Source organism: Pantoea sp. K16, assembly GCF_048452805.1.
Lineage (GTDB): Bacteria > Pseudomonadota > Gammaproteobacteria > Enterobacterales > Enterobacteriaceae > Pantoea > Pantoea agglomerans.
The window spans coordinates 37,022-59,723 of record NZ_JBLWNV010000014.1; the positions used below are offsets into that span (position 1 = coordinate 37,022).

The 22,702-nt window shown below is 57.4% G+C and carries 21 protein-coding genes; 14 read left to right on the top strand and 7 right to left on the bottom strand.

What is annotated here, in order from left to right; translation table 11 throughout:
* Positions 1-7 precede the first annotated feature (7 nt).
* Both phoU and ACK13D_RS17935 read left to right on the top strand, forming a co-directional pair.
* Positions 8-742: a phosphate signaling complex protein PhoU gene (gene phoU / locus ACK13D_RS17930; protein ID WP_010258881.1), complete on the top strand. Its 735-nt coding sequence runs from the start codon at positions 8-10 to the stop codon at positions 740-742.
* A gap of 107 nt (positions 743-849) precedes the next feature.
* Positions 850-2,088 carry an MFS transporter gene (locus ACK13D_RS17935; RefSeq protein ID WP_010258883.1) on the top strand — a complete coding sequence of 413 codons (1,239 nt, stop codon included), beginning with the start codon at positions 850-852 and terminating at the stop codon, positions 2,086-2,088.
* 166 nt (positions 2,089-2,254) lie between these two features.
* Here ACK13D_RS17935 and xylB read toward each other — a convergent pair whose 3' ends face one another.
* Both xylB and xylA read right to left on the bottom strand, forming a co-directional pair.
* Positions 2,255-3,697 carry a xylulokinase gene (xylB, locus tag ACK13D_RS17940; RefSeq protein WP_418796968.1) on the bottom strand — a complete coding sequence of 481 codons (1,443 nt, stop codon included), beginning with the start codon at positions 3,695-3,697 and terminating at the stop codon, positions 2,255-2,257.
* Positions 3,698-3,714: 17 nt separating this feature from the next.
* Positions 3,715-5,037 (bottom strand): xylose isomerase, encoded by a 1,323-nt coding sequence (xylA, locus tag ACK13D_RS17945; RefSeq protein WP_167430512.1) that lies wholly within the window; start codon positions 5,035-5,037, stop codon positions 3,715-3,717.
* A 344-nt stretch (positions 5,038-5,381) separates the two neighbouring features.
* Between xylA and xylF the strand changes: the two genes are divergently transcribed.
* The 4 genes from xylF (at position 5,382) to xylR (ending at position 10,372) form a co-directional block, all read left to right on the top strand.
* Positions 5,382-6,374, top strand: coding sequence for a D-xylose ABC transporter substrate-binding protein (gene xylF / locus ACK13D_RS17950; RefSeq protein ID WP_010258888.1), 993 nt, complete (start codon positions 5,382-5,384; stop codon positions 6,372-6,374).
* 28 nt (positions 6,375-6,402) lie between these two features.
* Positions 6,403-7,923, top strand: a complete 1,521-nt coding sequence (locus ACK13D_RS17955) for a xylose ABC transporter ATP-binding protein (RefSeq protein WP_010258889.1) — start codon at positions 6,403-6,405, stop codon at positions 7,921-7,923.
* A complete protein-coding gene (gene xylH / locus ACK13D_RS17960; RefSeq protein ID WP_052270968.1) occupies positions 7,916-9,100 on the top strand; it encodes a xylose ABC transporter permease XylH in 1,185 nt (394 codons plus the stop codon). The genes ACK13D_RS17955 and xylH overlap by 8 nt, the downstream gene beginning before the upstream one ends.
* Before the next feature lie 93 nt (positions 9,101-9,193).
* The gene (gene xylR / locus ACK13D_RS17965; protein ID WP_010672192.1) at positions 9,194-10,372 is read left to right on the top strand and encodes a D-xylose utilization transcriptional activator XylR; all 1,179 of its coding nucleotides are present in this window, start codon (positions 9,194-9,196) and stop codon (positions 10,370-10,372) included.
* Positions 10,373-10,430: 58 nt separating this feature from the next.
* Here the strand turns inward: xylR and ACK13D_RS17970 are convergent, their stop codons facing one another.
* The 5 genes from ACK13D_RS17970 to ACK13D_RS17990 form a co-directional block, all read right to left on the bottom strand.
* Positions 10,431-11,564 carry an ROK family transcriptional regulator gene (locus ACK13D_RS17970; RefSeq protein WP_022624794.1) on the bottom strand — a complete coding sequence of 378 codons (1,134 nt, stop codon included), beginning with the start codon at positions 11,562-11,564 and terminating at the stop codon, positions 10,431-10,433.
* Between the two features lie 305 nt (positions 11,565-11,869).
* Positions 11,870-12,610 carry a DNA replication protein DnaC gene (gene dnaC, locus ACK13D_RS17975; RefSeq protein WP_010258898.1) on the bottom strand — a complete coding sequence of 247 codons (741 nt, stop codon included), beginning with the start codon at positions 12,608-12,610 and terminating at the stop codon, positions 11,870-11,872.
* Positions 12,610-13,146: a primosomal protein DnaT gene (gene dnaT, locus ACK13D_RS17980; RefSeq protein WP_033780812.1), complete on the bottom strand. Its 537-nt coding sequence runs from the start codon at positions 13,144-13,146 to the stop codon at positions 12,610-12,612. Before dnaT ends, dnaC begins: the two co-directional genes overlap by 1 nt.
* A gap of 111 nt (positions 13,147-13,257) precedes the next feature.
* Entirely contained in the window at positions 13,258-13,938 is a 681-nt protein-coding gene (locus tag ACK13D_RS17985; protein ID WP_033785865.1) for a hypothetical protein, read from the bottom strand.
* A 75-nt stretch (positions 13,939-14,013) separates the two neighbouring features.
* Positions 14,014-14,700: an autotransporter gene (locus tag ACK13D_RS17990; protein WP_010258902.1), complete on the bottom strand. Its 687-nt coding sequence runs from the start codon at positions 14,698-14,700 to the stop codon at positions 14,014-14,016.
* A gap of 153 nt (positions 14,701-14,853) precedes the next feature.
* Between ACK13D_RS17990 and ACK13D_RS17995 the strand changes: the two genes are divergently transcribed.
* From ACK13D_RS17995 to ghrB, 8 genes are all read left to right on the top strand, one after another.
* Entirely contained in the window at positions 14,854-15,420 is a 567-nt protein-coding gene (locus ACK13D_RS17995) for a DNA-3-methyladenine glycosylase I (protein ID WP_045139480.1), read from the top strand.
* 110 nt (positions 15,421-15,530) lie between these two features.
* A complete protein-coding gene (locus ACK13D_RS18000) occupies positions 15,531-16,193 on the top strand; it encodes an OmpA family lipoprotein (RefSeq protein WP_010258904.1) in 663 nt (220 codons plus the stop codon).
* 135 nt (positions 16,194-16,328) lie between these two features.
* Positions 16,329-17,309: a LacI family DNA-binding transcriptional regulator gene (locus ACK13D_RS18005; RefSeq protein ID WP_033759341.1), complete on the top strand. Its 981-nt coding sequence runs from the start codon at positions 16,329-16,331 to the stop codon at positions 17,307-17,309.
* Between the two features lie 65 nt (positions 17,310-17,374).
* Positions 17,375-18,400: a LacI family DNA-binding transcriptional regulator gene (locus ACK13D_RS18010; protein ID WP_010258906.1), complete on the top strand. Its 1,026-nt coding sequence runs from the start codon at positions 17,375-17,377 to the stop codon at positions 18,398-18,400.
* 139 nt (positions 18,401-18,539) lie between these two features.
* Complete coding sequence (locus ACK13D_RS18015; RefSeq protein WP_418796969.1) at positions 18,540-19,289, top strand: sugar phosphate isomerase/epimerase; 750 nt, start codon at positions 18,540-18,542, stop codon at positions 19,287-19,289.
* 9 nt (positions 19,290-19,298) lie between these two features.
* Entirely contained in the window at positions 19,299-20,264 is a 966-nt protein-coding gene (locus ACK13D_RS18020; protein ID WP_010671602.1) for a sugar kinase, read from the top strand.
* 32 nt (positions 20,265-20,296) lie between these two features.
* Positions 20,297-21,577 (top strand): MFS transporter, encoded by a 1,281-nt coding sequence (locus ACK13D_RS18025; RefSeq protein ID WP_010258909.1) that lies wholly within the window; start codon positions 20,297-20,299, stop codon positions 21,575-21,577.
* A 74-nt stretch (positions 21,578-21,651) separates the two neighbouring features.
* The gene (ghrB, locus tag ACK13D_RS18030; protein WP_010671603.1) at positions 21,652-22,626 is read left to right on the top strand and encodes a glyoxylate/hydroxypyruvate reductase GhrB; all 975 of its coding nucleotides are present in this window, start codon (positions 21,652-21,654) and stop codon (positions 22,624-22,626) included.
* Positions 22,627-22,702 lie beyond the last annotated feature (76 nt).

Below are 22,702 nucleotides of genomic sequence, written 5' to 3' on the forward strand. Positions count from 1 at the left end.
GATCGACATGGATAATCTTAATCTGAATAAGCACATATCCGGTCAGTTCAATGCCGAGCTGGAGCATATCCGTACCCAGGTGATGATCATGGGCGGTATGGTCGAGCAGCAGCTGACCGATGCGATTACCGCCATGCATAATCTGGATGGCGAACTGGCGCAGCGGGTGATCGACGGTGACCAGAAGGTCAATATGATGGAAGTGGAGATTGATGAAGCCTGCGTGCGCATCATCGCCAAACGTCAGCCAACCGCGATCGATTTGCGACTGGTGATGGCGATCATCAAAGCTATTTCTGAGCTGGAACGGATTGGCGACGTGGCGGAGAAGATCAGCCGCACGGCGCTGGAGAAGTTTGGTCAGCAGCATTTGCCGCTGCTGGTCAGCCTTGAGTCACTGGGTCGTCACACCGTGCAGATGCTGCATGATGTGCTGGACGCTTTTGCACGCATGGATCTCAATGAAGCGATCACTATCTACCGTGAAGATAAAAAGGTGGATAAAGAGTACGAAGGCATTGTGCGTCAGCTGATGACCTACATGATGGAAGATCCGCGCACCATTCCCAGTGTGCTGACGGCGCTGTTCTGTGCCCGCGCCATTGAGCGTATCGGCGATCGTTGCCAGAACATCTGCGAAATCATCTTCTATTTCGTCAAAGGTCAGGATTTCCGTCACGTTGGCGGTGACCGGCTCGATGAATTACTGTCGGGCGACGACGGTAGCAACAGACCTTCCTGATAAATCTTCTTCCTGCGCCTGATCGGCGCAGGGATAAGCCTTTTCAATTGGTCACATCCTGAACTCTCTCTATAATTGCGGCACTTTTCTTTATGAGGTGCGCAACGATGTCCCCTTCTCCCCAATCTAAGCCCGGCGTAACGCCAGGCAAAGCGATGCTGGCTGCGGTCAGCGGTTATGCCATGGATGGATTTGACCTGCTGATACTCGGCTTTATGCTGCCGGCTATCAGTGTTTCGCTGGCGCTCAATCCATCACAGGCGGGATCGCTGGTGACCTGGACGCTGATTGGCGCGGTTATCGGTGGCATCGTATTTGGTCATCTCAGCGACCGCTATGGCCGCATCCGCATGCTCACCGTCACGATTCTGGTCTTCTCGGTCTTTACCGGGCTGTGCGCGGTGGCGCAGGGCTACTGGGATCTGCTCGCCTGGCGAACGCTGGCGGGTGTTGGTCTGGGTGGCGAATTTGGTATCGGCATGGCGCTGATTGCCGAAGCCTGGCCGGCGGAGAAGCGCAATCGCGCATCAGCGTGGGTTGGCATCGGCTGGCAACTCGGGGTGCTGATGGCGGCCTTTATCACACCGCCGCTGCTGACTATCATCGGCTGGCGCGGCATGTTTCTGGTCGGCTTGTTGCCTGCGCTGGTCTCGTTTGCCATTCGTCGCGGCATGGGTGAACCGGAGGCGTATCAACGGCAGGTTAAACATGTGCCGTCACTCTCTTTTCCGGCGCGCCTGAAACTGCTGGTGCGCGATCGCGCCACCGCCAAAGCCAGCCTGGGCATTTTTATCCTCTGTTCAGTACAGAACTTTGGTTACTACGGGCTGATGATCTGGATGCCGAGTTACCTCTCCTCCAGCTTTGGCTTCAGCCTGACGAAGTCGGGCCTCTGGACCGCGGTGACCGTGGTCGGGATGACCTTTGGCATCTGGCTGTTTGGCGTACTGGCCGACCGCTTCGCTCGCTGGAAAATCTTCCTGCTCTATCAGTTTGGCGCAGTAGTGATGGTGGTGGTGTATGCTCAGCTGCGCGACCCGAACATCATGTTATTTACCGGCGCGATCATGGGGATGTTTGTTAACGGCATGATTGGCGGTTATGGCGCGCTGATTTCCGATACCTTTCCGCCGCAGGTGCGTGCCACCGCGCAAAACGTCCTGTTCAACCTTGGCCGCGGTGTGGGCGGCTTCGGCCCGGTGGTGATTGGTCTGCTGGCGAGCCAGTTCTCGTTTACGGCGGCGATTACCCTGCTGGCGCTGATTTATCTGCTGGATATTGCAGCGACGCTGTTCCTGCTGCCGAAGAAACAGGGTCAGGAAGATACGCTGGGCGCGATTGGCTGATGCTACCGTGATGGTATGGCTGGGTAAGTGTCATCCCGGCCATTCCGGGTCAGTAATATGGCTCACGATCACCTGTTCTGCCTTCATTACCCCCCTGGCATTACATGGCAGGGGGATCCGTTAACAGGCGATTTAAATTCATAACAGGCAGAGCGTTCTCGCAGGTTTACTTCATCAGCGGCAGGAGCTGTTGATACAGCGTCGCAAAGGTCTCCCGACGCGGCTGGTAGTGCGCTACCCGGGCCGGATCCGGCTGGTGTCGCTGCACCAGAACCGGGGTCGGCACGGTGACCTCTGCATCCAGCGCCTGCTGTGCCAGCCTGGCGGCTCCCAGCGCCGGGCCAACCTCACCGCCATGACAGTAATCCAGTGTCTGACCACTGATGTCTGCCAGCATCTGACGCCACAGTGCACTGCGTGCGCCGCCGCCGATCAACATAATGCTCTTTGGCTGAACGCCGCAGTCGTGCAGCGCGTCCATGCCCTCCGCCAGCGCAAACCCGACGCCTTCCAGCACCGCTCTCGCCAGCTCGGGACGGCTATGCTGATGGGTAAAGCCAAAGAAAGCACCGCGGGCATTCGGGTTATTGTGCGGCGTGCGCTCACCGGAAAGATAGGGCAGAAACCACAGGCCGGGCAGGTCATCGCGTGCGCGTTCAGCTTCAGCCAGCAGCTCAGGAACATCTCTGCAACCGGTCAGCGTCGCTGCCCAGTCCAGACAGGAGGCTGCGCTGAGCATCACCGACATCAGATGCCAGCGCTGGGGTAACGCATGACAGAAGCTGTGTACCGCGCGCTGCGGATTGCTGAGATAGCCGTCGCTCACCACGAAGTAGACGCCCGACGTACCCAGCGACAGCATGCCCTGACCTGGTTCGGTCATGCCGACACCAATCGCACCCGCAGCATTGTCGCCACCGCCCGCCGCCAGCGGCACGGCGTTCATCTTCCAGCGTGTGGCCAGTTCGGCATGTAAGGTGCCGGTCAGGGCATTGCCCTCATAGAGTTGCGGCATCTGATCGCGGCTGAGGTCGCAGGCGCGCAGCATCACATCGCTCCAGTCACGCCGTGCCACATCCAGCCACATTGTGCCTGCTGCATCTGACATATCAGTGGCGAAGTCGCCACTCAATCGCCAGCGCAGGTAATCTTTGGGCAACAGCACGTGAGCGATCTGATTGAATATTGCCGGTTCATGTTGCTGAACCCACAGCAGCTTAGGAGCCGTGAAGCCGGGCATCATCAGGTTGCCGGTGATCGCCCGCGAATCCGGCACCTTCTGTTCCAGCTCACGGCACTGCGCCTCGCTGCGCCCATCATTCCAGAGCATGGCCGGTCGTAATACCTGGTTTGCACTGTTGAGCAGCGTTGCACCATGCATCTGTCCGCTCAGCCCGATGGCCTGCACCGCGCGCAGATCCTGCTGCGCGCTCAGCGCCTGCATGGTCAAATCCAGCGCCTGCCACCAGCTTTCGGGATCCTGCTCGCTCCACAATGGCTGCGGACGCGAAACCTGCAGCGGCGCTGTTTCCGTCGCCACCACGTTGCCTTGTGCATCCATCAGCACCACTTTGACGCCAGAGGTGCCTAAATCGATCCCGATAAACATGCTCTGCTCCTGAAGGGTTAGAAATCAAACAGGTAGTGATTCACCAGATTTTCCAGCTGCTCCTGACGTCCGCTCTGATGCTGCGGATTGAGCTGCTGCTGCTGAGCATGCGCCGCCAGTGCCTCCAGTGAAAACTCACCTTTCAAAATTTGCTGGCCGAACTCACCATTCCAGCCGCTGTAGCGCTGTGCCACTCGCTTATCGAGTTCACCATCGCTGATCATGCGGGCGGCGACTTTCAGCGCCAGCGCCATGGTATCCATCGCGCCAATATGACCGTAGAGGAGATCGTATTTATCAGTGCTCTGACGACGCACTTTGGCATCAAAGTTTAAGCCGCCAGTGGTAAAGCCGCCCGCTTTGAGGATTTCGTACATCACCAGCGCATTCTCTTCCACGCTGACCGGGAACTGATCGGTATCCCAGCCGCACTGCGGATCGCCGCGGTTGGCATCCACTGAACCAAAAATGCCCAGCGCAATGGCCGTCGCAATTTCATGATGGAAAGAGTGACCCGCCAGCGTGGCGTGATTCGCCTCAACGTTAACCTTGATCTCTTTCTCCAGACCGAACTGTTTCAGGAAGCCATAAACCGTCGCGACATCATAGTCATACTGATGTTTGGTCGGCTCCTGCGGTTTCGGTTCGATCAGCAGCGTTCCCTGGAAGCCAATTTTGTGTTTGTGCTCGACCACCATCTGCATAAAGCGACCAATCTGCTCGCGCTCCTGGCGCAGATCGGTATTGAGCAGGGTTTCGTACCCTTCGCGTCCGCCCCACAACACATAGTTTTCGCCGCCCAGGGTTTTGGTCGCCTGCATGGCGCTGCAGACCTGCGTCGCTGCCCAGGCAAAAACTTCAGGATCGGGATTGGTGGCAGCCCCGGCTCCGTAGCGTGGATGGGTAAAGCAGTTGGCTGTGCCCCACAGCAGTTTCACGCCGGTCTCCTGCTGTTTCTCCAGCAGTTTATCGGTCATGGCGGCAAAATTCTCTTTGTAGCTGTGCAGCGAATCGCCTTCTGGTGAGACATCAACGTCATGGAAGCAGTACCAGGGCACATTCAGCTTGTGGAAAAACTCAAAGGCCACATCCGCTTTCAGTTTTGCCAGCTGCAGCGCATCTCCGCTTTTCTGCCACGGACGATCAAAAGCGCCGACACCAAACATATCCGCGCCATTCCAGCAGAAGGTGTGCCAGTAACAGGCGGCAAAGCGCAGATGCTCCGCCATGGTCTTGCCGAGGATCACCTCATCGGGATTGTAGTGGCGGAAAGCGAGAGGATGAGTCGACTGGGTGCCTTCATAACGAACCCGATCGATCTGATCGAAATAAGCGTGCATGGTTTGCTCCTTAGCATCAGTACCCGAATGGCCTGCGTTGAAGCAATATTTGATATTGGCTGCTGTCTCAGCTCAATTACGATATTTCACTACGGGTGTCAGATAATTATTATTTGTGCGCTGGCTCGCAAAATAATGTTATTTACGGGGTGGTTTACCATTATCGCTCTCTTGTCCGAAAAAGATGAAACCTCGATCGCGCTCATAAAAAATGAAATAAACCAAAAAACGTAATAGCCGGATAAAAATCAGTAATTGCTGTAACAGGAAAATAAGGGCAACAATTCATCCGCCTGGTTTATAGGCCTGAAACGACAATAGCCTCAACCTACAGGATGATCACAATGAAGATGAAACATGCACTGCTCGCCGCCTGTGCGGCGCTGGCGCTGTTCAGCCAGACCAGCGTGGCAAAAGAAGTGAAGATCGGCATGGCGATTGACGATTTGCGACTCGAACGCTGGCAGAAAGACCGCGACATTTTCGTAAAACAGGCTGAGACGCTGGGCGCGAAGGTGTTTGTTCAGTCAGCCAACGGCAACGAAGAGACACAGATGTCGCAGATTGAAAATATGATCAATCGCGGTGTCGATGTGCTGGTGATTATTCCCTACAACGGTCAGGTATTGAGTAATGTTGTCGCTGAAGCGAAACGGGAAGGCATTAAAGTGCTGGCGTATGACCGAATGATAAATAATGCCGATATCGACTTTTATATCTCTTTCGATAATGAAAAAGTGGGCGAGCTTCAGGCCGAGAGCATTGTGAAACAGGTGCCTAAGGGCAACTATTTTTTAATGGGCGGATCGCCTGTGGATAATAACGCACGCCTGTTTCGTGCCGGACAGATGAAGGTGTTAAAACCCTATATTGATAACGGCAGCATTAAAATTGTTGGCGACCAGTGGGTCGATGCCTGGCTGCCGGAAAATGCCCTGAAAATTATGGAAAATGCCCTGACCGCCAACGGCAACCATATCGATGCGGTGGTGGCCTCTAACGATGCCACCGCAGGCGGCGCGATTCAGGCGCTGAGCGCGCAGGGGCTGGCAGGAAAAGTGGCGATCTCCGGTCAGGATGCCGATCTGGCAGCCATTAAGCGTATCAAAGCGGGCACCCAGACCATGACGGTTTACAAACCGATCACTGAGCTCGCCACCGAAGCGGCGAAAATTGCCGTCGAGCTGGGCGAGGGCAAAACACCTGCCAGCAACAGCACGCTGAATAATGGTCTGAAAGAGGTTCCGTCACGGCTGCTGAAGCCGATTCCGGTCAACAAAGACAATATTGAAAGCACCGTGGTGAAAGACGGTTTCCACAAACAGAGCGAACTCTGACTGCGCATAGCGTGAGGGAGAACAGTCGATGCTGCTGGAAATGAAAAATATCACCAAACGTTTCGGTGCCGTGAAGGCGCTGAATGATGTCAGCCTGCAACTTGAGGCGGGCGAAGTGATGTCGCTGTGTGGTGAGAATGGATCGGGCAAATCGACGCTGATGAAAATCCTGTGCGGACTCTATCCGCACGGTGATTTTGAAGGGCAGATTCACTTCTCTGGCGACGACATTCAGGCGCAGACCATTCGCGATACCGAGCGTAAAGGCATTGTGATTATTCATCAGGAGCTGGCGCTGGTGCGGCAACTGACGGTGATGGAGAACATTTTCCTCGGTGCCGAACTGAGCCGTTTCGGCATGGTGGATGATGAAACCATGACCCTGCGCTGCCAGCAACTGCTGGCGCGGGTCGGGCTGAACGTCTCTCCCGCCACCCGGGTCGGTGAGTTAGGCCTTGGGCAGCAGCAACTGGTGGAGATTGCCCGCGCCCTTAACAAACAGGTCCGGCTGCTGATTCTGGATGAGCCGACCTCTTCCCTGACGGAGCAGGAAACGGACGTGCTGCTCGGCATCATCCGCAATCTGCGTGAACACGGCATCGCCTGCATCTACATCTCGCACAAGCTGAATGAGGTTAAGGCGATCTCCGATACCATCTGCGTGATTCGTGACGGCCAGCATATTGCTACCCGTCCGGCAGCGGGCCTGAGCGAAGATGACATCATCACCATGATGGTAGGACGCGAGCTGACCGCGCTCTATCCCCACGCGCCGCATCAGATTGGCGACGTGATACTGAAAGTTGAAAACCTCACCGCCTGGCATCCGGTTAACCGCCACATCCGCCGCGTTAACAATGTCTCGTTCTCGCTCAGACGCGGTGAAATCCTCGGCATCGCCGGGCTGGTGGGCGCGGGCAGGACTGAGACAGTCCAATGTCTGTTTGGCGTCTGGCCGGGGCGCTGGCAGGGCGATATCTGGATCAATGGCAAACAGGTCAACATCACCGATTGCCGCGCCGCCATTGCGCACGGCATCGCGATGGTGCCGGAAGATCGTAAAAAAGATGGCATCGTGCCGCTGATGGCGGTGGGCAAAAATATTACCCTGGCGGCGCTGGACCAGTTCAGCCACCGGCTCTCAACGCTGGATGAAGCGCAGGAGCAGCAGGCGATCAATGACGCGATCGGTCGGCTGCGGGTGAAAACCTCCTCATCAGAACTGCCGATTGGCCGTTTAAGCGGCGGCAACCAGCAGAAAGCGATTCTGGCGAAATGTCTGCTGCTCAATCCAAAAATCCTGATCCTCGATGAACCAACGCGCGGCATTGATGTGGGCGCACGTCAGGAGATCTACCTGCTGATCAATGCGCTGGTTCAGCAGGGTATCGCGGTGATTGTGATTTCCTCTGAGCTGCCGGAAGTGCTGGGCCTGAGCGATCGGGTGCTGGTGATGCATGAAGGGCAGATCAAAGCCGATTTGATTAACGATAACCTGACTCAGGAGCAGGTGATGGAAGCTGCCCTGCGGAGTGAACATTATGCTTAAAAGTGAAAGTACCCAAAGCCGCCTCTCCGGCACGCCGGGCAAACCGTCACCGGGCAGGTTCACACTGCCCAATCTGCAGGTTCTGGTGATGCTGGGCGCAATTGTGCTGATTGCATTGTTCTTTACCTGGACCACAGACGGCGCGTGGCTCAGCGCGCGTAACGTCTCCAACCTGCTGCGCCAGACCGCCATCACCGGCATTCTGGCGGTCGGTATGGTGTTTGTAATTATCTCGGCAGAGATCGACCTGTCAGTAGGTTCCATGATGGGCCTGCTGGGCGGCGCGGCGGCGATATTTGACGTCTGGCTCGGCTGGCCATTGCCGCTGACCATCGTAGTGACGCTGGTGATGGGATTACTGCTTGGCACGTGGAATGGCTGGTGGGTGGCCTACCGTAAAGTGCCTTCGTTTATCGTGACGCTGGCGGGAATGCTGGCTTTCCGCGGTGTTCTGGTCGGAATTACCGATGGCACTACGGTTGCGCCGATCACGCCAGGCATGTCGCAGATTGGTCAGAGTTATCTGCCGGGCGGCGTCGGTTTCGGCTTTGGCTTTGCCGGTCTGGCGTTGTTTATGTTGTGGCAGTGGCGGCTGCGGCTGCGTCGTCAGCAGCTCGGACTGGCGCAGGGCGCAGCCAGCGGCACCGTCGGGCGTCAGGCGATCACCGCCATCTTAGTGCTGGGTGCCATCTGGTTGCTCAACGACTATCGCGGCGTGCCGACCCCGGTGTTACTGCTGGCCGTGCTGTTGCTGGCGGGCATGTTTATGGCAACCCGCACCGCGTTTGGCCGTCGTATCTACGCCATCGGCGGCAACATTGATGCTGCGCGCCTGTCTGGCATTAACGTGGCGCGTACCAAGCTGGCGGTGTTTGCCATCAACGGTGTGATGGTGGCGATTGCCGGGCTGATCCTCAGTTCACGGCTGGGCGCAGGTTCGCCGTCGGCGGGTAATATTGCGGAACTCGACGCTATCGCCGCCTGTGTCATCGGCGGCACCAGCCTGGCGGGTGGCGTAGGTTCGGTTGCGGGCGCGGTAATGGGGGCGTTTATTATGGCCTCGCTGGATAACGGCATGAGCATGATGGATGTGCCGACTTTCTGGCAGTACATCGTCAAAGGCGCGATTCTGCTGCTGGCGGTGTGGATGGATACGGCAACGCGGCGTCGGGTGTAATCGCGCGGGCGATCACATTGTGGCGCAAACAATTTTTTTGCCCCTTTCAGCCGTGTTATGCAATGCGCTGAGGATTTAAGGGAACGCGCCATCATGCATGAGAAACGCTATCGCATTACCCTGCTGTTTAACGCCAACAAAGTGTATGACCGTCAGGTTGTGGAGGGCGTCGGTGAGTATCTGCAGGCGTCGCAGACTGACTGGGATATCTTCATCGAAGAAGATTTCCGCTGCCGCATCGACAACATCCGGGAGTGGCTGGGCGATGGGGTGATCGCCGATTACGACGATCGCTCTATCGAAACCCTGCTGTCGAATGTTTCCGTGCCGATTGTTGGCGTTGGCGGCTCTTATCATCGGCAGGAGGATTATCCGCCGGTGCACTACATCGCGACTGACAACGCCGCGCTGGTGGAGAAAGCCTTTCTGCATCTGAAAGAGAAGGGCATTAACCGCTTCGCCTTTTATGGTTTACCGGTCTCCAGCGGCAAGCGCTGGGCACAGGAGCGTGAACAGGCGTTTCGCCAGCTGGTGGGACGTGAACGCTATCAGGGCGTGGTCTACCAGGGCATGGAAACCGCGCCGGAAAACTGGCAGCACGCCCAGAACCGTCTCGCCGACTGGCTGCAGACGCTGCCGCCGCAAACCGGCATTATCGCCGTCACGGATTCACGGGCGCGACACCTGCTGCAAGCGTGCGAACACCTGAAAATACCGGTGCCGGAGAAGCTTACGGTGATCGGGATTGATAATGAGGAGCTGACCCGCTATCTGTCACGCGTGGCTCTCTCGTCCGTGGCGCAGGGCTCGCGACAGATGGGCTATCAGGCGGCCAAACTGCTGCATCGGCTGCTGGATAAGCAGCCCTTACCGCTTCAGCGTATCCTGGTGCCGCCGGTGAAAGTCATCGCCCGGCGCTCTACCGACTTCCGCTCGCTGCGCGATCCGGCGGTGATTCAGGCGATGCACTACATCCGCTTCAACGCCTGTAAGGGGATCAAAGTGGAGCAGGTGCTGGATGCAGTCGGGCTGTCGCGCTCTAATCTGGAAAAACGCTTTCGGGATGAGACCGGCGACACCCTCCATGCGATGATCCACCGTGAAAAACTGGAAAAAGCGCGCGAACTGCTGGCCTCTTCATCGCTCAACATCAACGAGATCTCGCAGATGTGCGGCTATCCTTCGTTGCAGTATTTCTACTCGGTCTTCCGCAAAAGCTACGACACCACGCCAAAAGAGTATCGCCAGCATTTTGGGGAGAATGTGTTGTAGCAGGAAGCGTTCAGTCTGAGGTGGATGGATACCGGATGAATCAGGGCGGCTTGAGCCACTAGATCATCCGCTGCTCACTCTGCTCCAGCACCGCCAGCGCCAGCCCGTTGGCCGGATCGATCCGCTGCTCAGGAAAGTGCAGCAGGGTATGTGCGGCGGTAAAGGCCAGCGCGTTGCCGTGTGCGGTAGTGCGCACCGCCTTGCAGAAGACTTCACTGGCGTTCCACGGACAATCAATGATGATGGTGGCGGGATTGAGCAGCAGCATAATCTGACTCAGCGCCGCACCCAGATAGCCACCCGCCTGAGCCATCACCTCATCCACCACCCGTGGCGCGCTGTCGCGGTTCTGCCAGCTCAGGCCAGGCTGACGCTGCGCCAGCTGCTGTTTAACCGCAGGCTGGCTGACCAGCGCTTCCAGGCAACCGCGGCGGCCGCAACTGCAACGCGGGCCGTCGGGCTGGACAACCAGATGTCCCGCCTCGCCCGCCGTCCAGCTGTGCCCGGTAAATACTTCGCCATGCTGTACCAGTGCACCGCCAATTCCCTCGGAAATACGCAGATAAAAGTGACCGCTCTCCACTGATAATCCACGCAGCTGTACCGCCAGCAGCGCAGCGGCTTTGACATTATTCATAATGCGGATGGGGAGACTGACGTGCTTACTCAGCGCGCCCAGCAGGTCAACATCCTGCCATTCGAGGGGCAATGAAATATGCATCCAGCCGCGCCGGGGATCGACGATACCGGGAAAACCCAGGCCAATGCCGAGCAAATCAGGATAGCTTTTCATCAGTTCCCGGCACAGCATCGCCAGCTCAGCCAGCAGTCGGGTCGGGTTACTGGTATCGGTGCGCAGCGTCTTTTCAGCCAGCACCTGTGAAAAATAGTCGCAGACCCGCCAGTGGATAACGTTGCGTTCCACCATGATGCCTGCGCTCTTGAGTTTTTCCGGTCGCAGGGTAATCCCGATTTTAGGCCGTCCGGCGGACGCGACGCTGACCGGCCCCAGCTCCTCTATCAGACCCTGCTCCAGCAGGTCATCAATGATTAAGGAGACGGTGTTTTTGCTTAGTGTCAGCGCCTCCGCCAGATCCTGACGCGACGTCACGCGCAGCTTACGCAGCTGAGTCATCACCCGTTTCTGGTTATTCAGTCGCAGTAGTGCAGGGCCTTTGCCGTTCGTTTTCATTACGGGTTCACTCAACAGAGGAGTAAGAATTGAGTGTATCAGCCCATACGTATTCCACATCCCACACTTTTGCGGGCGGTTTCACACAACCCGATCGCCTGTGGCTAAGATCGTGACCGCGATCAGATCGTGGGATTAATGCCGGGTTTTCTGCTGCACCAGTGGCCGGACGTCGGAATGATCCTGACTCAGCGCGTCCGGCTGCGCCGGGCATGGGCGGAAGGGCAAAGGCGGTATAGCTCGTCGTTATGACGAGGGGCTTCAGGCCCGATGAGCGCAGTGACCCGGCGCTGCCGGGTCACTGTTTAATATTCGTCGCCGCGTACCCGACTGCGATAGCTTTCCCAGTCGAAGCGCACCCACAGGCTGTTGCCGAGGCGCATACGGTCCATGACACGTTCGCCCAGCAGCGTATTCATGCCCGCATGGTCGAGGTTGGATAACATGCCGGTCGGGCGTTTCGAGGAGGATCGGCGATCGACAATCTGGTTAATAATCACTTTTTCGTAGCGCGATTCACTCTGCATACCGATCTCATCAATCACCAGCAGATCAACACTGCTGAGATCCTGAATCAGCCGCTCTTCGGTAATGCCGCTGCTGCCGCTGAAGGTGCCCTTCATGCTCGACATCAAATCAGCAACCGTCACGATCAGCACGCTTTTACCGCGCAGGATCAGGTCGTTGCCAATCGCGGCGGCCAGATGGTTTTTACCGGTGCCGGGACGGCCTGAAAAGACAAAACTGGCGATGCTGCCATCAAATTCAGCGGCATACTGACGCGCCAGTTCCAGCGCCTTGCGCTGTCCCTCATTCTCTACCCGGTAATTATCAAATGAGCAGTTCATATGCAGCTCGCGAATGCCGGAACGGCCCATTACGCGCTGCATTTTCATTGCGCGATTCTCACGCACAATCGCCTCTGATCGCAGGCGACCCTGCTCCTGATTCCACGCCAGTAGCTCTTCGCCATTGGCAAATTTAGGACGTGTGCCTGCGGGCATCATTTTTTTCAGACGGTTAAAGAGATCGTTTGGCGTTTTCATCATTCACCTCGGAAACCATCGGGAATGGTACGGTCAGGATCGGGCAACTGCGTGATATCACGCTTCGGTTGCCCGCCGTTTGCGGCACGGTTCATCTGAATGCTGCGTGCCAGTTTCTGTTGCCACTGTACATGATGGAACATCCGGCCTTCCGCCTGCCAGTAAGCCACAAAGGCCGCCAGCTCGCTGGGGGTCACCGGTTCACCCAGCGCCACACCCCAGATCGCGGCCTGGCGCGTAAAGTCGGCATCCGGCTGCCAGCCCTGATACATGGCGAACTTACCAGCCGGCGTGTGGATCGCGGCGGGGGAATCGTCATACAGGCTGTCATCCAGCGCCACATCATTCGGCTGCCGGGCGGCGGCTTCCAGCGCCAGCAGCTCAGCCAGACGCTTAGGTGTGATGGCGTACATCACCGGCGCATAATTATCTAACACCGCCAGCGTGCCCTTTTCCGCCTGCTGCAGGGCAGTCAGCGGATCCTGTCGGAAGGCATCCAGGCCAATGAGCGTTGAAGTTAAGATTTTAGCTGACATGAAAAGACCTGAGGTTAACGAACACCTTGCGCCGGGAACCCGTCGCCGACGCAGAAGTGTTTATTGTACCTTTTTTAATGATGCGGATCGCTTAAAAAGCAAGAGTGCGGATCAGTGCGAGGTGACCGGAGAAGTGGCGTGACGGGCCGGTGCAGATTCGGTGGCGTGCACGCTGACGGCAGCGGCGGCCGGACGGGTCTGCCATAGATAGCGAACCGAGGCCAGCCAGCACAGGCCGTAACCCAGCAGTTCGGTACCCTCTTCGGCCATGTTTTTCACCACGCGGTTGTAATCCCCCAGCATCAGGTGCTGCCACAACGCATGAATACCAAACAGTCGTGAGAAGACCAGCACCACTAAAAAGCCGGAGGCCATCACCGGCCAGCTGCGGTGCTGCAGCAGCCTGGCCAGCGCATGCAGGGTTTTTTTCGGCGTTCGCAGCGCGACGGCCAGACAACCGGCCGTCACCGCCAGGGCGAACCAGATCCAGCTGCCATGCTGGATGGTATCAAACACAAAGTCGAGCTCACGGATCAGCATACAGCTATAGAAGCCCGCCACTAAGGTCAGCGCGCCGCGCTGAGCCGGACGGCGCTGGGCCGCAATAAAGAACAGGGCGGCAATCACCGCCAGCATGATTTCCTGGGTGGTTTCAGTAAAAGAAGTTTCGTGCAGCGCATCATTCATCCAGGCCACATCAATATAGATGGGCAATATCATCAGAGCGAGAAAGAGTGCTGCCAGTATGAAGACCGTCATTTCACGGCCAATAATTGTCAAATCGTTGCGCATAGTGTTACCAGTATAATGATTAGCGGACTCATTATATTTTAAACGCCCGATTCCCTTTCTCTTTTCATGCCCCGATCAGAAGCTGGCGCTGAAGCCAAAGGTATAAAGTTGCTGCTCCTGGTTATTCAGCGCTTCGCTTTGTGAAAACGCGGCGAAAGCCGCCAGATTATCGTTCAGAGGCACTTGTGCACCGATGCTCAGATCGATGCCTTCGGACTGATCGGTGCCGTTCGTCGCCTCACGCCGGGGATTCTGCGGCGTGTCTGCCAGCAGATAGTGATAACTCAGCTGCGCCCAGGGCGATATCCATCCCTGCTGCGAATCGATGCGCCAGCCGACGCTGGCGCTCTGCTCACGACTCTGCTGATCGCTGTAGTCACATTGCAGACAGTTCATCTGCTGCGGATCAACGGCATACTGCGCCACCGGCCCGGTGGTAAATGACGGGGCAATGGGCAGGTCAACCCCAGCCCGATAGCGTTTTCCCAGCGGGGTGGTGCCTACGCTGCCGGTTTCACTGTGGACGGCGATGGGTGACGCGGTGGGAGAGTTGATGGCGGCTTCAAACAGGGCGCGGCTCTCATCGCTGAAGGCGAGTGGCGTCAGGGCGATCTTCTCCGCCAGAATCGTATCGTAGTCGGGCAGAAAGTCGGGATGTTGAGGCGCAGAGATGCCGCCGCGCGCAAAAGTCGGTTGCGTTAAGATTAACAGCCATACAGCACAGCAGATCCGCAGACCTTTCCAACCGCTTCTCGGCAACATCGCTTCTCCAGGCAAGGCTGAAGTTATTATCCGGCGTTTAAATTAAATTTCGGCCCGTCTCTGTTATTTAACCGGTGATCGTTTAACTATCAACCGATTAATTCTAAGATCAAGCGGACCGCTAAAATATTCTCGTTATAAAGGAACAATGCGATGCAACGATGTGGTTGGGTAACGCAGGATCCCCTCTATCTGGCTTATCACGACAGGGAGTGGGGTGTGGCACAGAGAGACAAGCGTGCGCTGTTTGAGATGCTCTGTCTGGAAGGACAGCAGGCGGGGTTATCCTGGATAACCGTGCTGAAAAAGCGGGAAAACTATCGGGCGGCGTTTCACCAGTTTGATCCGCAGGCCATTGCGTTGATGGATGCGGCAGAGATCGACACGCTGATGCTCAACAGCGGCATTATCCGCCACGCCGGAAAAATCGCGGCGATTATCGCCAACGCCCGTGCTTATCTCCAGATGGAAGCAAAAGGGGAGGATTTCAGCCACTTCGTCTGGCAATTTGTCGATAACGTGCAAATCGTTCACCATTATCCTGACTATAGCCAGGCTCCCACCACGTCAGAGCAGGCCATTGCGCTCTCGAAGGCGCTAAAGCAGCGTGGTTTCAAATTCATCGGCCCCACAATCTGCTACTCCTTTATGCAGGCCTGCGGGCTGATAAACGATCATCAGAGCAACTGTTTTTGCCATCCTGACAACCAAAAGGCGTAATTCCCGCTAAATCAGGATTTTTCCTCACTACATTCCCGGCCACCAGGCGGCATAATCGTGCCACTTATGGGAAAGGTTTTCCCCTGTGTGTCGAATGTAAGGGAACAAAAATGCAGAAGAAATTAATCGCCATCACCTTGTTATTAAGCGGCAGTCTGGCCCTGCCAGGTTGTACCACCAATCCTTACACCGGCGAATCTCAGGCGGGTAAGTCAGGTGTGGGCGCAGGCCTGGGTGCGTTAGTGGGTGCCGGTGTCGGTGTACTCTCCTCGTCGAAGAAAGATCGCCGTAAAGGTGCGCTGATTGGTGCTGCTGGCGGAGCCGCACTGGGCGGTGGCGTGGGCTACTACATGGATGTGCAGGAAGCGAAACTGCGCGACAAGATGCGCGGAACGGGCGTCAGCGTGACCCGTAATGGCGATAACATCGTCCTGAATATGCCAAACAATGTCACCTTCGACTCCAGCAGCAGCAATCTGAAACCTGCCGGCGCGAACACCCTGACAGGTGTTTCAATGGTGCTGAAAGAGTATCCGAAAACCGCGGTAAACGTAGTGGGTTATACCGACAGCACCGGCACCCGCGCGCTGAACATGCGTCTGTCACAGCAGCGTGCTGAAAGCGTCGCCAGCGCGTTGATCGTGCAGGGTGTTGCCAGCGATCGCCTGCGCACCCAAGGTGCAGGCCCGGATAACCCGGTTGCCAGCAACAGCACCGAAGCAGGCAAAGCGCAAAATCGTCGTGTTGAGATCACGCTCAGCCCGCTGGGATAAACGCGGTCGCCCCCGCCCGGGGGCGCCTTTTTTCTGTAAAGCATCGCGTTAAAAGTATCAGTAATGTTTCTGCGAATAGAGCCAGCAGAGGCTTTATGGTAGTCTGATCAAAAATTGATCAATGGACGCCTTCCCATGTCTCTTAAAGCCATCGCTACGGTTTTAGGTCTTTCCGTAACGACCGTCAGCCGCGCCCTCAATGGTTATCAGGATGTCGCTCCGGAGACGCGTAAACGCATCGAAGAGGAAGCGCAGCGGCGTGGCTACCGGCCTAATGCGGCGGCCCGGCGTCTGAAAACCGGCCGTGCTAACGCGGTGGGGTTCGTCTACCCGATCGGCGCCTCTCCCCTGAATGGCAGCGACTTCAGCGACATGCTGCTGGCGCTGGAGCATCACCTTGCCCGTTATGACATTAACCTGCTGTTGCTGGCGGATAAGCAGCAGAGTCAGGCGACGCTGACACGCCTGCTGCGCAGTGGCGCCGTTGATGCCCTGATCGTCGGCCACACCACGCCAGAAGACAGTCGGCTTCATGCTCTGCTCCAGACCAATTTTCGTTTTCTGGCGCTGGGCCGCAGCGATCTGCCATCGACCTATGCGTGGTTTGATGTTGATCACCTTGCCGGTTCACAGCTGGCGGTGGGCTGGTCGCTGGCGCAGGGACGGCAGCGGATAGCCTGGCTTGGCAGCAATGAAAACAGTACGCGGGTGCGTGACCGGCGTCAGGGTTATCTGACGGCGCTGGGGGAAGTTACGCCTTACGCGATGGCGGCGGTGGCACCGTCGCGTCGCGCCGGCTATCAGCAAACCCGGGAGTGGCTGGCAGAGGGGCCAGTACCGGAAGTGATCATCACCGACTGCGCTGCGCTGGCTGAAGGCGCGGCTCTGGCGCTGCAACTGGCGGGGCGTGCAGCGGGCGAGGGTGCCATTCTGCTGGCGGGCTGGGAAGGATTGCCGCGAGATGCGATTCTCGATCATCCCATTGTCGCCATTCGCCAGGCGACGCCGCATCAGGCCGGTGAACAGGTGGCTGAAATGGTCATCCGGCTGATTGATGGCGCACCGCCGGAAACGTTACAGACCCTGTGGCAACCCTGGCTGCAATTACCGGCGTAGCGCTTTTTGCGCCGGGCTTTGCTTGTGCTAGTCTCTGCCGGGTTTCTTATTACGCAGGATATCTCATGAAAATCAGGCCGCCTCGCGCCACCATCAGCGATGTTGCTCACGCGGCACGAACCGGTAAAACCAGCGTTTCACGCTATCTCAATGGTGAACTGCATCTGCTCTCTGCCGGTCTGAAAGCGCGGATCGAACAGGCTATTGCTGATCTCAGCTATCGCCCGAGTCAGATGGCGCGTGGCCTGAAGCGCGGACGTACCCGCCTGATCGGGCTGATTATCGCCGATATCACCAATCCCTATTCTGTTGATGTCATGAGCGGTATTGAAGCTGCCTGCCGCGAGCAGGGCTTCACGCTGCTGATGTGTAATACCAATAACGAAGTGGATCTGGAGCAGCACTATCTGCAATTGCTGAGCAGCTATCAGGTTGAGGGCATTGTGGTTAACGCCGTCGGGATGCGCGAAGAGGTGCTGAACCATCTGCAACAATCCCTGCTGCCGATGGTGCTGATTGACCGTAAAATCCCCGATTTTCCCTGCGATGTGGTGGGCCTGAATAACGCCGAGGCAGCTGAAACGGCAACGCGGCATCTGGTCGACAATGGCTATGATGCGCTGCTGTTTCTTAGCGAGCCGCTGGGCAGCGTCAACACGCGCCGTGAGCGCCTGCAGGCCTTCCGCCAGCTACTGGCAGAGCATCCGCAGGTTGAGCATGAGAATACGGAAGTGGCGCTGCATCAGCCCGCCGCGCTGGATCAGGCGCTGCTGGCCTTTCATCAGCGTCACACCGGCAAACGTTGCGCAGTGATGGTCGCCAACGGGGCGCTGACCCTGCAGGTAGCGCGATCGCTACAGCGACTCAATCTGCACTGGGGCCGCGATATCGGCCTGCTCGGTTTTGACGAACTGGAGTGGGCGGCGCTGGCCGGTGTCGGTATCACCACGCTGAAACAGCCCACCTGGCAGATTGGCTACAGTGCGCTGGAACGCCTGATTACGCGCATTGAAGGCAGCGGATTGCCGGTTGCCGAGCAGGTCTTCTCTGGCGAACTTATCGTTCGCGGCTCCAGCCAGCCTCTTAACTGAATTTCAGATTTAACCTTCCGTTTACGTGCTCGCTTCGTGAGCACGATCATAATTTCACAGTTTGCTGCTTTGCTTTGGAACCGGTTCCATTTAGGGTTTTTGTATTCGTTATGGGCAGAACCCTGCCATGGAGTAGAACATGAAACCTGACATCATCGTGGTGACCGCCGCATATGGCCACGCACAGATCGCCACTCTCGGCGGTCAGCGTGCGCTGCTGCCGATTATCCAGCAGGCGGGCGCAGACGGGGTCGAAATCCGCCGCGAACTGCTTGATGACGCGGCACTGGCCGATCTGTCGGCACTGGCCCGGGCGGTGGCGCAGCATCAGCTGCACAGCAGCTATTCGGTGCCCGATACGCTGTTTTGTGACGGCGGCGAAATCAATCCCCGTATAACCCACTACGTTGAAGAAGCACGCCAGTTAAACGCTCAGCGGCTGAAAGTGGCGCTGGGAGAGTTCACCGGTGCGCTGCCTCGTGAAGCGTTGCAGGCGCTGCTGGCGGATCTGCCGTTTCAGCTGACGGTAGAAAACGACCAGACTGAGCATGGCCGACTGGCTCCGTCAGTCGCCTTTTTCACGGCGGTCAGGGAAGCGGATCTGCCGATCAGCATGACCTTTGATATGGGTAACTGGTGCTGGACCGGTGAGGATGCCGATCAGGCGGCGCAGCAGCTGGCTGCGCAGGTGGGCTATGTGCATGTCAAAGCCGCCGTGGCGCACCAGGATAGCTACCGCGCGATTGCGCTGGATGAGGCTGATGACCACTGGCGCACACTGCTGCAACAGTTGCCCGCACAGGCACCGCGCGGTATTGAATTTCCGCTGGAAGGCGACGATCTGACGGCGGTAACACGCCACTACGTGTCGCTGCTGCGTAACGTGTAAGGAGTGAAGATGACCACGCATCACACTATGCATCACAACGGTCCGCTTGATGTTGTCACTATCGGTGAAGCGATGGCGATGTTCATCGCCCGTGAAACCGGCGACCTGGCCGCAGCAGAGACCTTTGTTAAACGCGCGGCGGGCGCTGAACTCAATGTGGCGACCGGCCTGGCTCGTCTTGGCCTGAAAGTGGGCTGGGTCAGTCGTATTGGCGATGACGCTTTTGGCCGGTTTATCTGCCAGCAGCTGGAAAAAGAGGGTATCGACCACGCCCGGGTGACGGTCGATAAGCGCTATCCCACCGGTTTTCAGCTCAAGTCCAAAGTCGACGACGGCTCTGATCCGCTGGTGGAATATTTTCGTAAGGGCTCGGCGGCCAGCCATCTGTCGGTCGACGATTTTGACGCGGACTATTTTGGTTCGGCGCGACATCTGCACCTGAGCGGTGTGGCAGCGGCGCTGTCAGAGAGTTCGCTGGAGCTGCTGAAGCACACCGCCAAAGAGATGCGCGCGCGCGGTAAAACTATCTCGTTTGATCCTAACCTGCGGCCGGTGCTGTGGCGCAGCGAAGAGGAGATGCGTAAGCAGCTCAATCTGCTGGCGGAGTATGCCGACTGGGTACTGCCGGGCGAAAAAGAGGGGCTGATTCTGACCGGCTATCGTCAGCCAGAAGCGATCGCGGATTTCTATCTCGATAAGGGCGTGAAAGCGGTCGTGATTAAAACCGGTTGTGACGGTGCCTGGTATAAAACGGCGCAGGGCGAGCAGGGCCAGGTTGAGGCGATAAAAGTCGACAACGTGGTGGATACCGTAGGCGCCGGAGACGGCTTTGCCGTTGGCGTCATCAGCGCCCTGCTGGAAGGTCAGTCGCTGCCGCAGGCGATTCGTCGCGGCAACAAAATTGGTTCGATGGCGATTCAGGTCATTGGTGACAGCGAAGGTCTGCCGACGCGTCAGCAACTGGGCGACGTGTAGTTCGCGCCCCTCTACAGTCACAGGAGTTCCCGATGAAAAAGCAGACAATCGCGCCAAAACGCTGGTGGTTCATCATGCCCATCGTGTTTATCACCTACAGCCTGGCGTATCTCGATCGTGCAAATTTTAGCTTCGCTTCTGCTGCCGGGATTAATGACGATCTCGGCATCACCAAAGGCATGTCCTCGCTGCTGGGTGCGCTGTTCTTCCTGGGTTACTTCTTTTTCCAGATCCCGGGTGCAATTTACGCCGAACGCCGCAGCGTCAAGAAACTGATCTTCTGGTGCCTGATCCTGTGGGGCGGCTGTGCCTCCCTGACCGGCGTGGTCAGCAACATTCCGATGCTGGCGGCCATTCGCTTTATTCTGGGCGTGGTGGAAGCCGCGGTGATGCCCGCGATGCTGATCTACATCAGCAACTGGTTTACCAAGTCGGAACGTTCACGCGCCAATACCTTCCTGATCCTGGGTAATCCGGTCACGGTGTTGTGGATGTCGGTTGTGTCAGGCTATCTGATCGAATCGTTTGGCTGGCGTGAGATGTTTATCTTCGAAGGGATTCCGGCGGTGGTCTGGGCTATCGCCTGGTGGTTCCTGGTACAGGATAAGCCGGCGCAGGCGCGCTGGATGAGCGATGCCGAGAAAGCGGCATTGCAGGCTGAACTGCAGAAAGAGCAGGAAAATATTAAAGCGGTGCGCAACTACAGCGAAGCGTTCCGCAACCGCAACGTGATCATTCTCTGCCTGCAATATTTTGCCTGGAGTATCGGCGTCTATGGCTTTGTGCTGTGGCTGCCGTCGATTCTGCGTAACGGCACGCAGATGGGCATGGTAGAGGCGGGCTGGCTCTCCGCAGTGCCTTATCTGGCGGCGACCATTGCGATGGTGGTGGTCTCCTGGGCGTCGGATAAAACCCAGAACCGTAAGCTGTTCGTCTGGCCGCTGCTGCTGGTGGGCGCGCTGGCGTTCCTGGGCTCTTATCTGGTGGGATCGAACAATTTCTGGATGTCCTACACCCTGTTAGTGATTGCCGGTGCCGCGATGTATGCGCCTTACGGACCGTTCTTCGCCATTATTCCTGAGATGCTGCCACGCAATGTCGCCGGTGGCGCAATGGCGCTGATTAACAGTATGGGTGCGCTGGGGTCGTTTATCGGTTCATGGATTGTCGGCTATCTTAATGGAGCCACCGGCAGCCCGTCCGCGTCCTACATCTTTATGGGATCGGCCCTGCTGGTTTCGGTGTGGCTGACGCTGATTGTGAAACCGGCGCAGAACAAAGCGCCGCCGCTGCAGGGTGCGAAACCCGCCTGAAAGCGTAAACGTTAGCCTCTATTTCTCCGGGCGGCCTGCAAGCCGCCCGCTACTTATTGACCGGGAGCCACCGAATGAAACCCGCTGTAATTCTCTATAAAAAACTGCCCGACGATCTTTATGCTCGCCTGGCTGAACAGTGTGACGTAACGGAAATCAGCGATCTCTCGCCGGAAAGCCAGCAGGAACATGCTGCGGCGTTCCAGCAGGCAGAAGGTCTGCTGGGATCGGGCGGTAAAGTGAATGGTGAGCTGCTGGCGAAGATGCCCAATCTGCGCGTCTGCTCCAGCGTCTCTGTAGGCTATGACAATTTTGATGTGGATGCGCTGAATCAGCGTCACGTGGTGCTGATGCACACGCCGACCGTGCTGACCGAAACCGTAGCGGACACCATGATGGCGCTGGTACTGAGCACCGCCCGTCGGGTACCGGAATTGGATGCCTGGGTCAAAGCGGGCAACTGGCAGAAGAGCATCGGTCCGGCGCAGTTCGGCATCGACGTGCACCATAAAACGCTGGGTATTCTCGGCATGGGACGTATCGGGATGGCGCTGGCGCAGCGCGCCCACTTTGGCTTCGGCATGAAAATCCTCTATAACGCCCGCCGCGAGCATGAAGAGGCGCAGTCGCGCTTTGGCGCACAGCGCTGTGAACGGGAGGCGCTGCTGAAGCAGAGTGATTTCGTCTGCATCAGTTTGCCGCTGACTGAAGAGACGCACCATCTGATCGGTGCCGCCGAGCTTGAACTGATGAAGCCGGATGCGGTGCTGATCAACGCCGGTCGCGGGCCGGTGGTGGATGAGAATGCGCTGATCGCCGCGTTGCAGGCGGGCAAACTGCATGCCGCCGGGCTGGATGTGTTTGAGCAGGAGCCGGTCTCTGCCGACTCTCCGCTGCTGTCGCTGCCCAATGTGGTGACGCTGCCGCATATCGGTTCTGCCACCCATGAAACCCGCTACGGCATGATGCAGGATGCGGTAGAGAATCTCCTCGCTGCACTCGGCGGAAGCGTCGAGAAAAACTGCGTGAACCCGCAGGCGCTGAAGTAATCCCCTCGCCTTTCCATTGCGCCCGCCCATGGCGGGCGTTATGGTGGACCCCCGATTCGCTATCACAAATATTTAA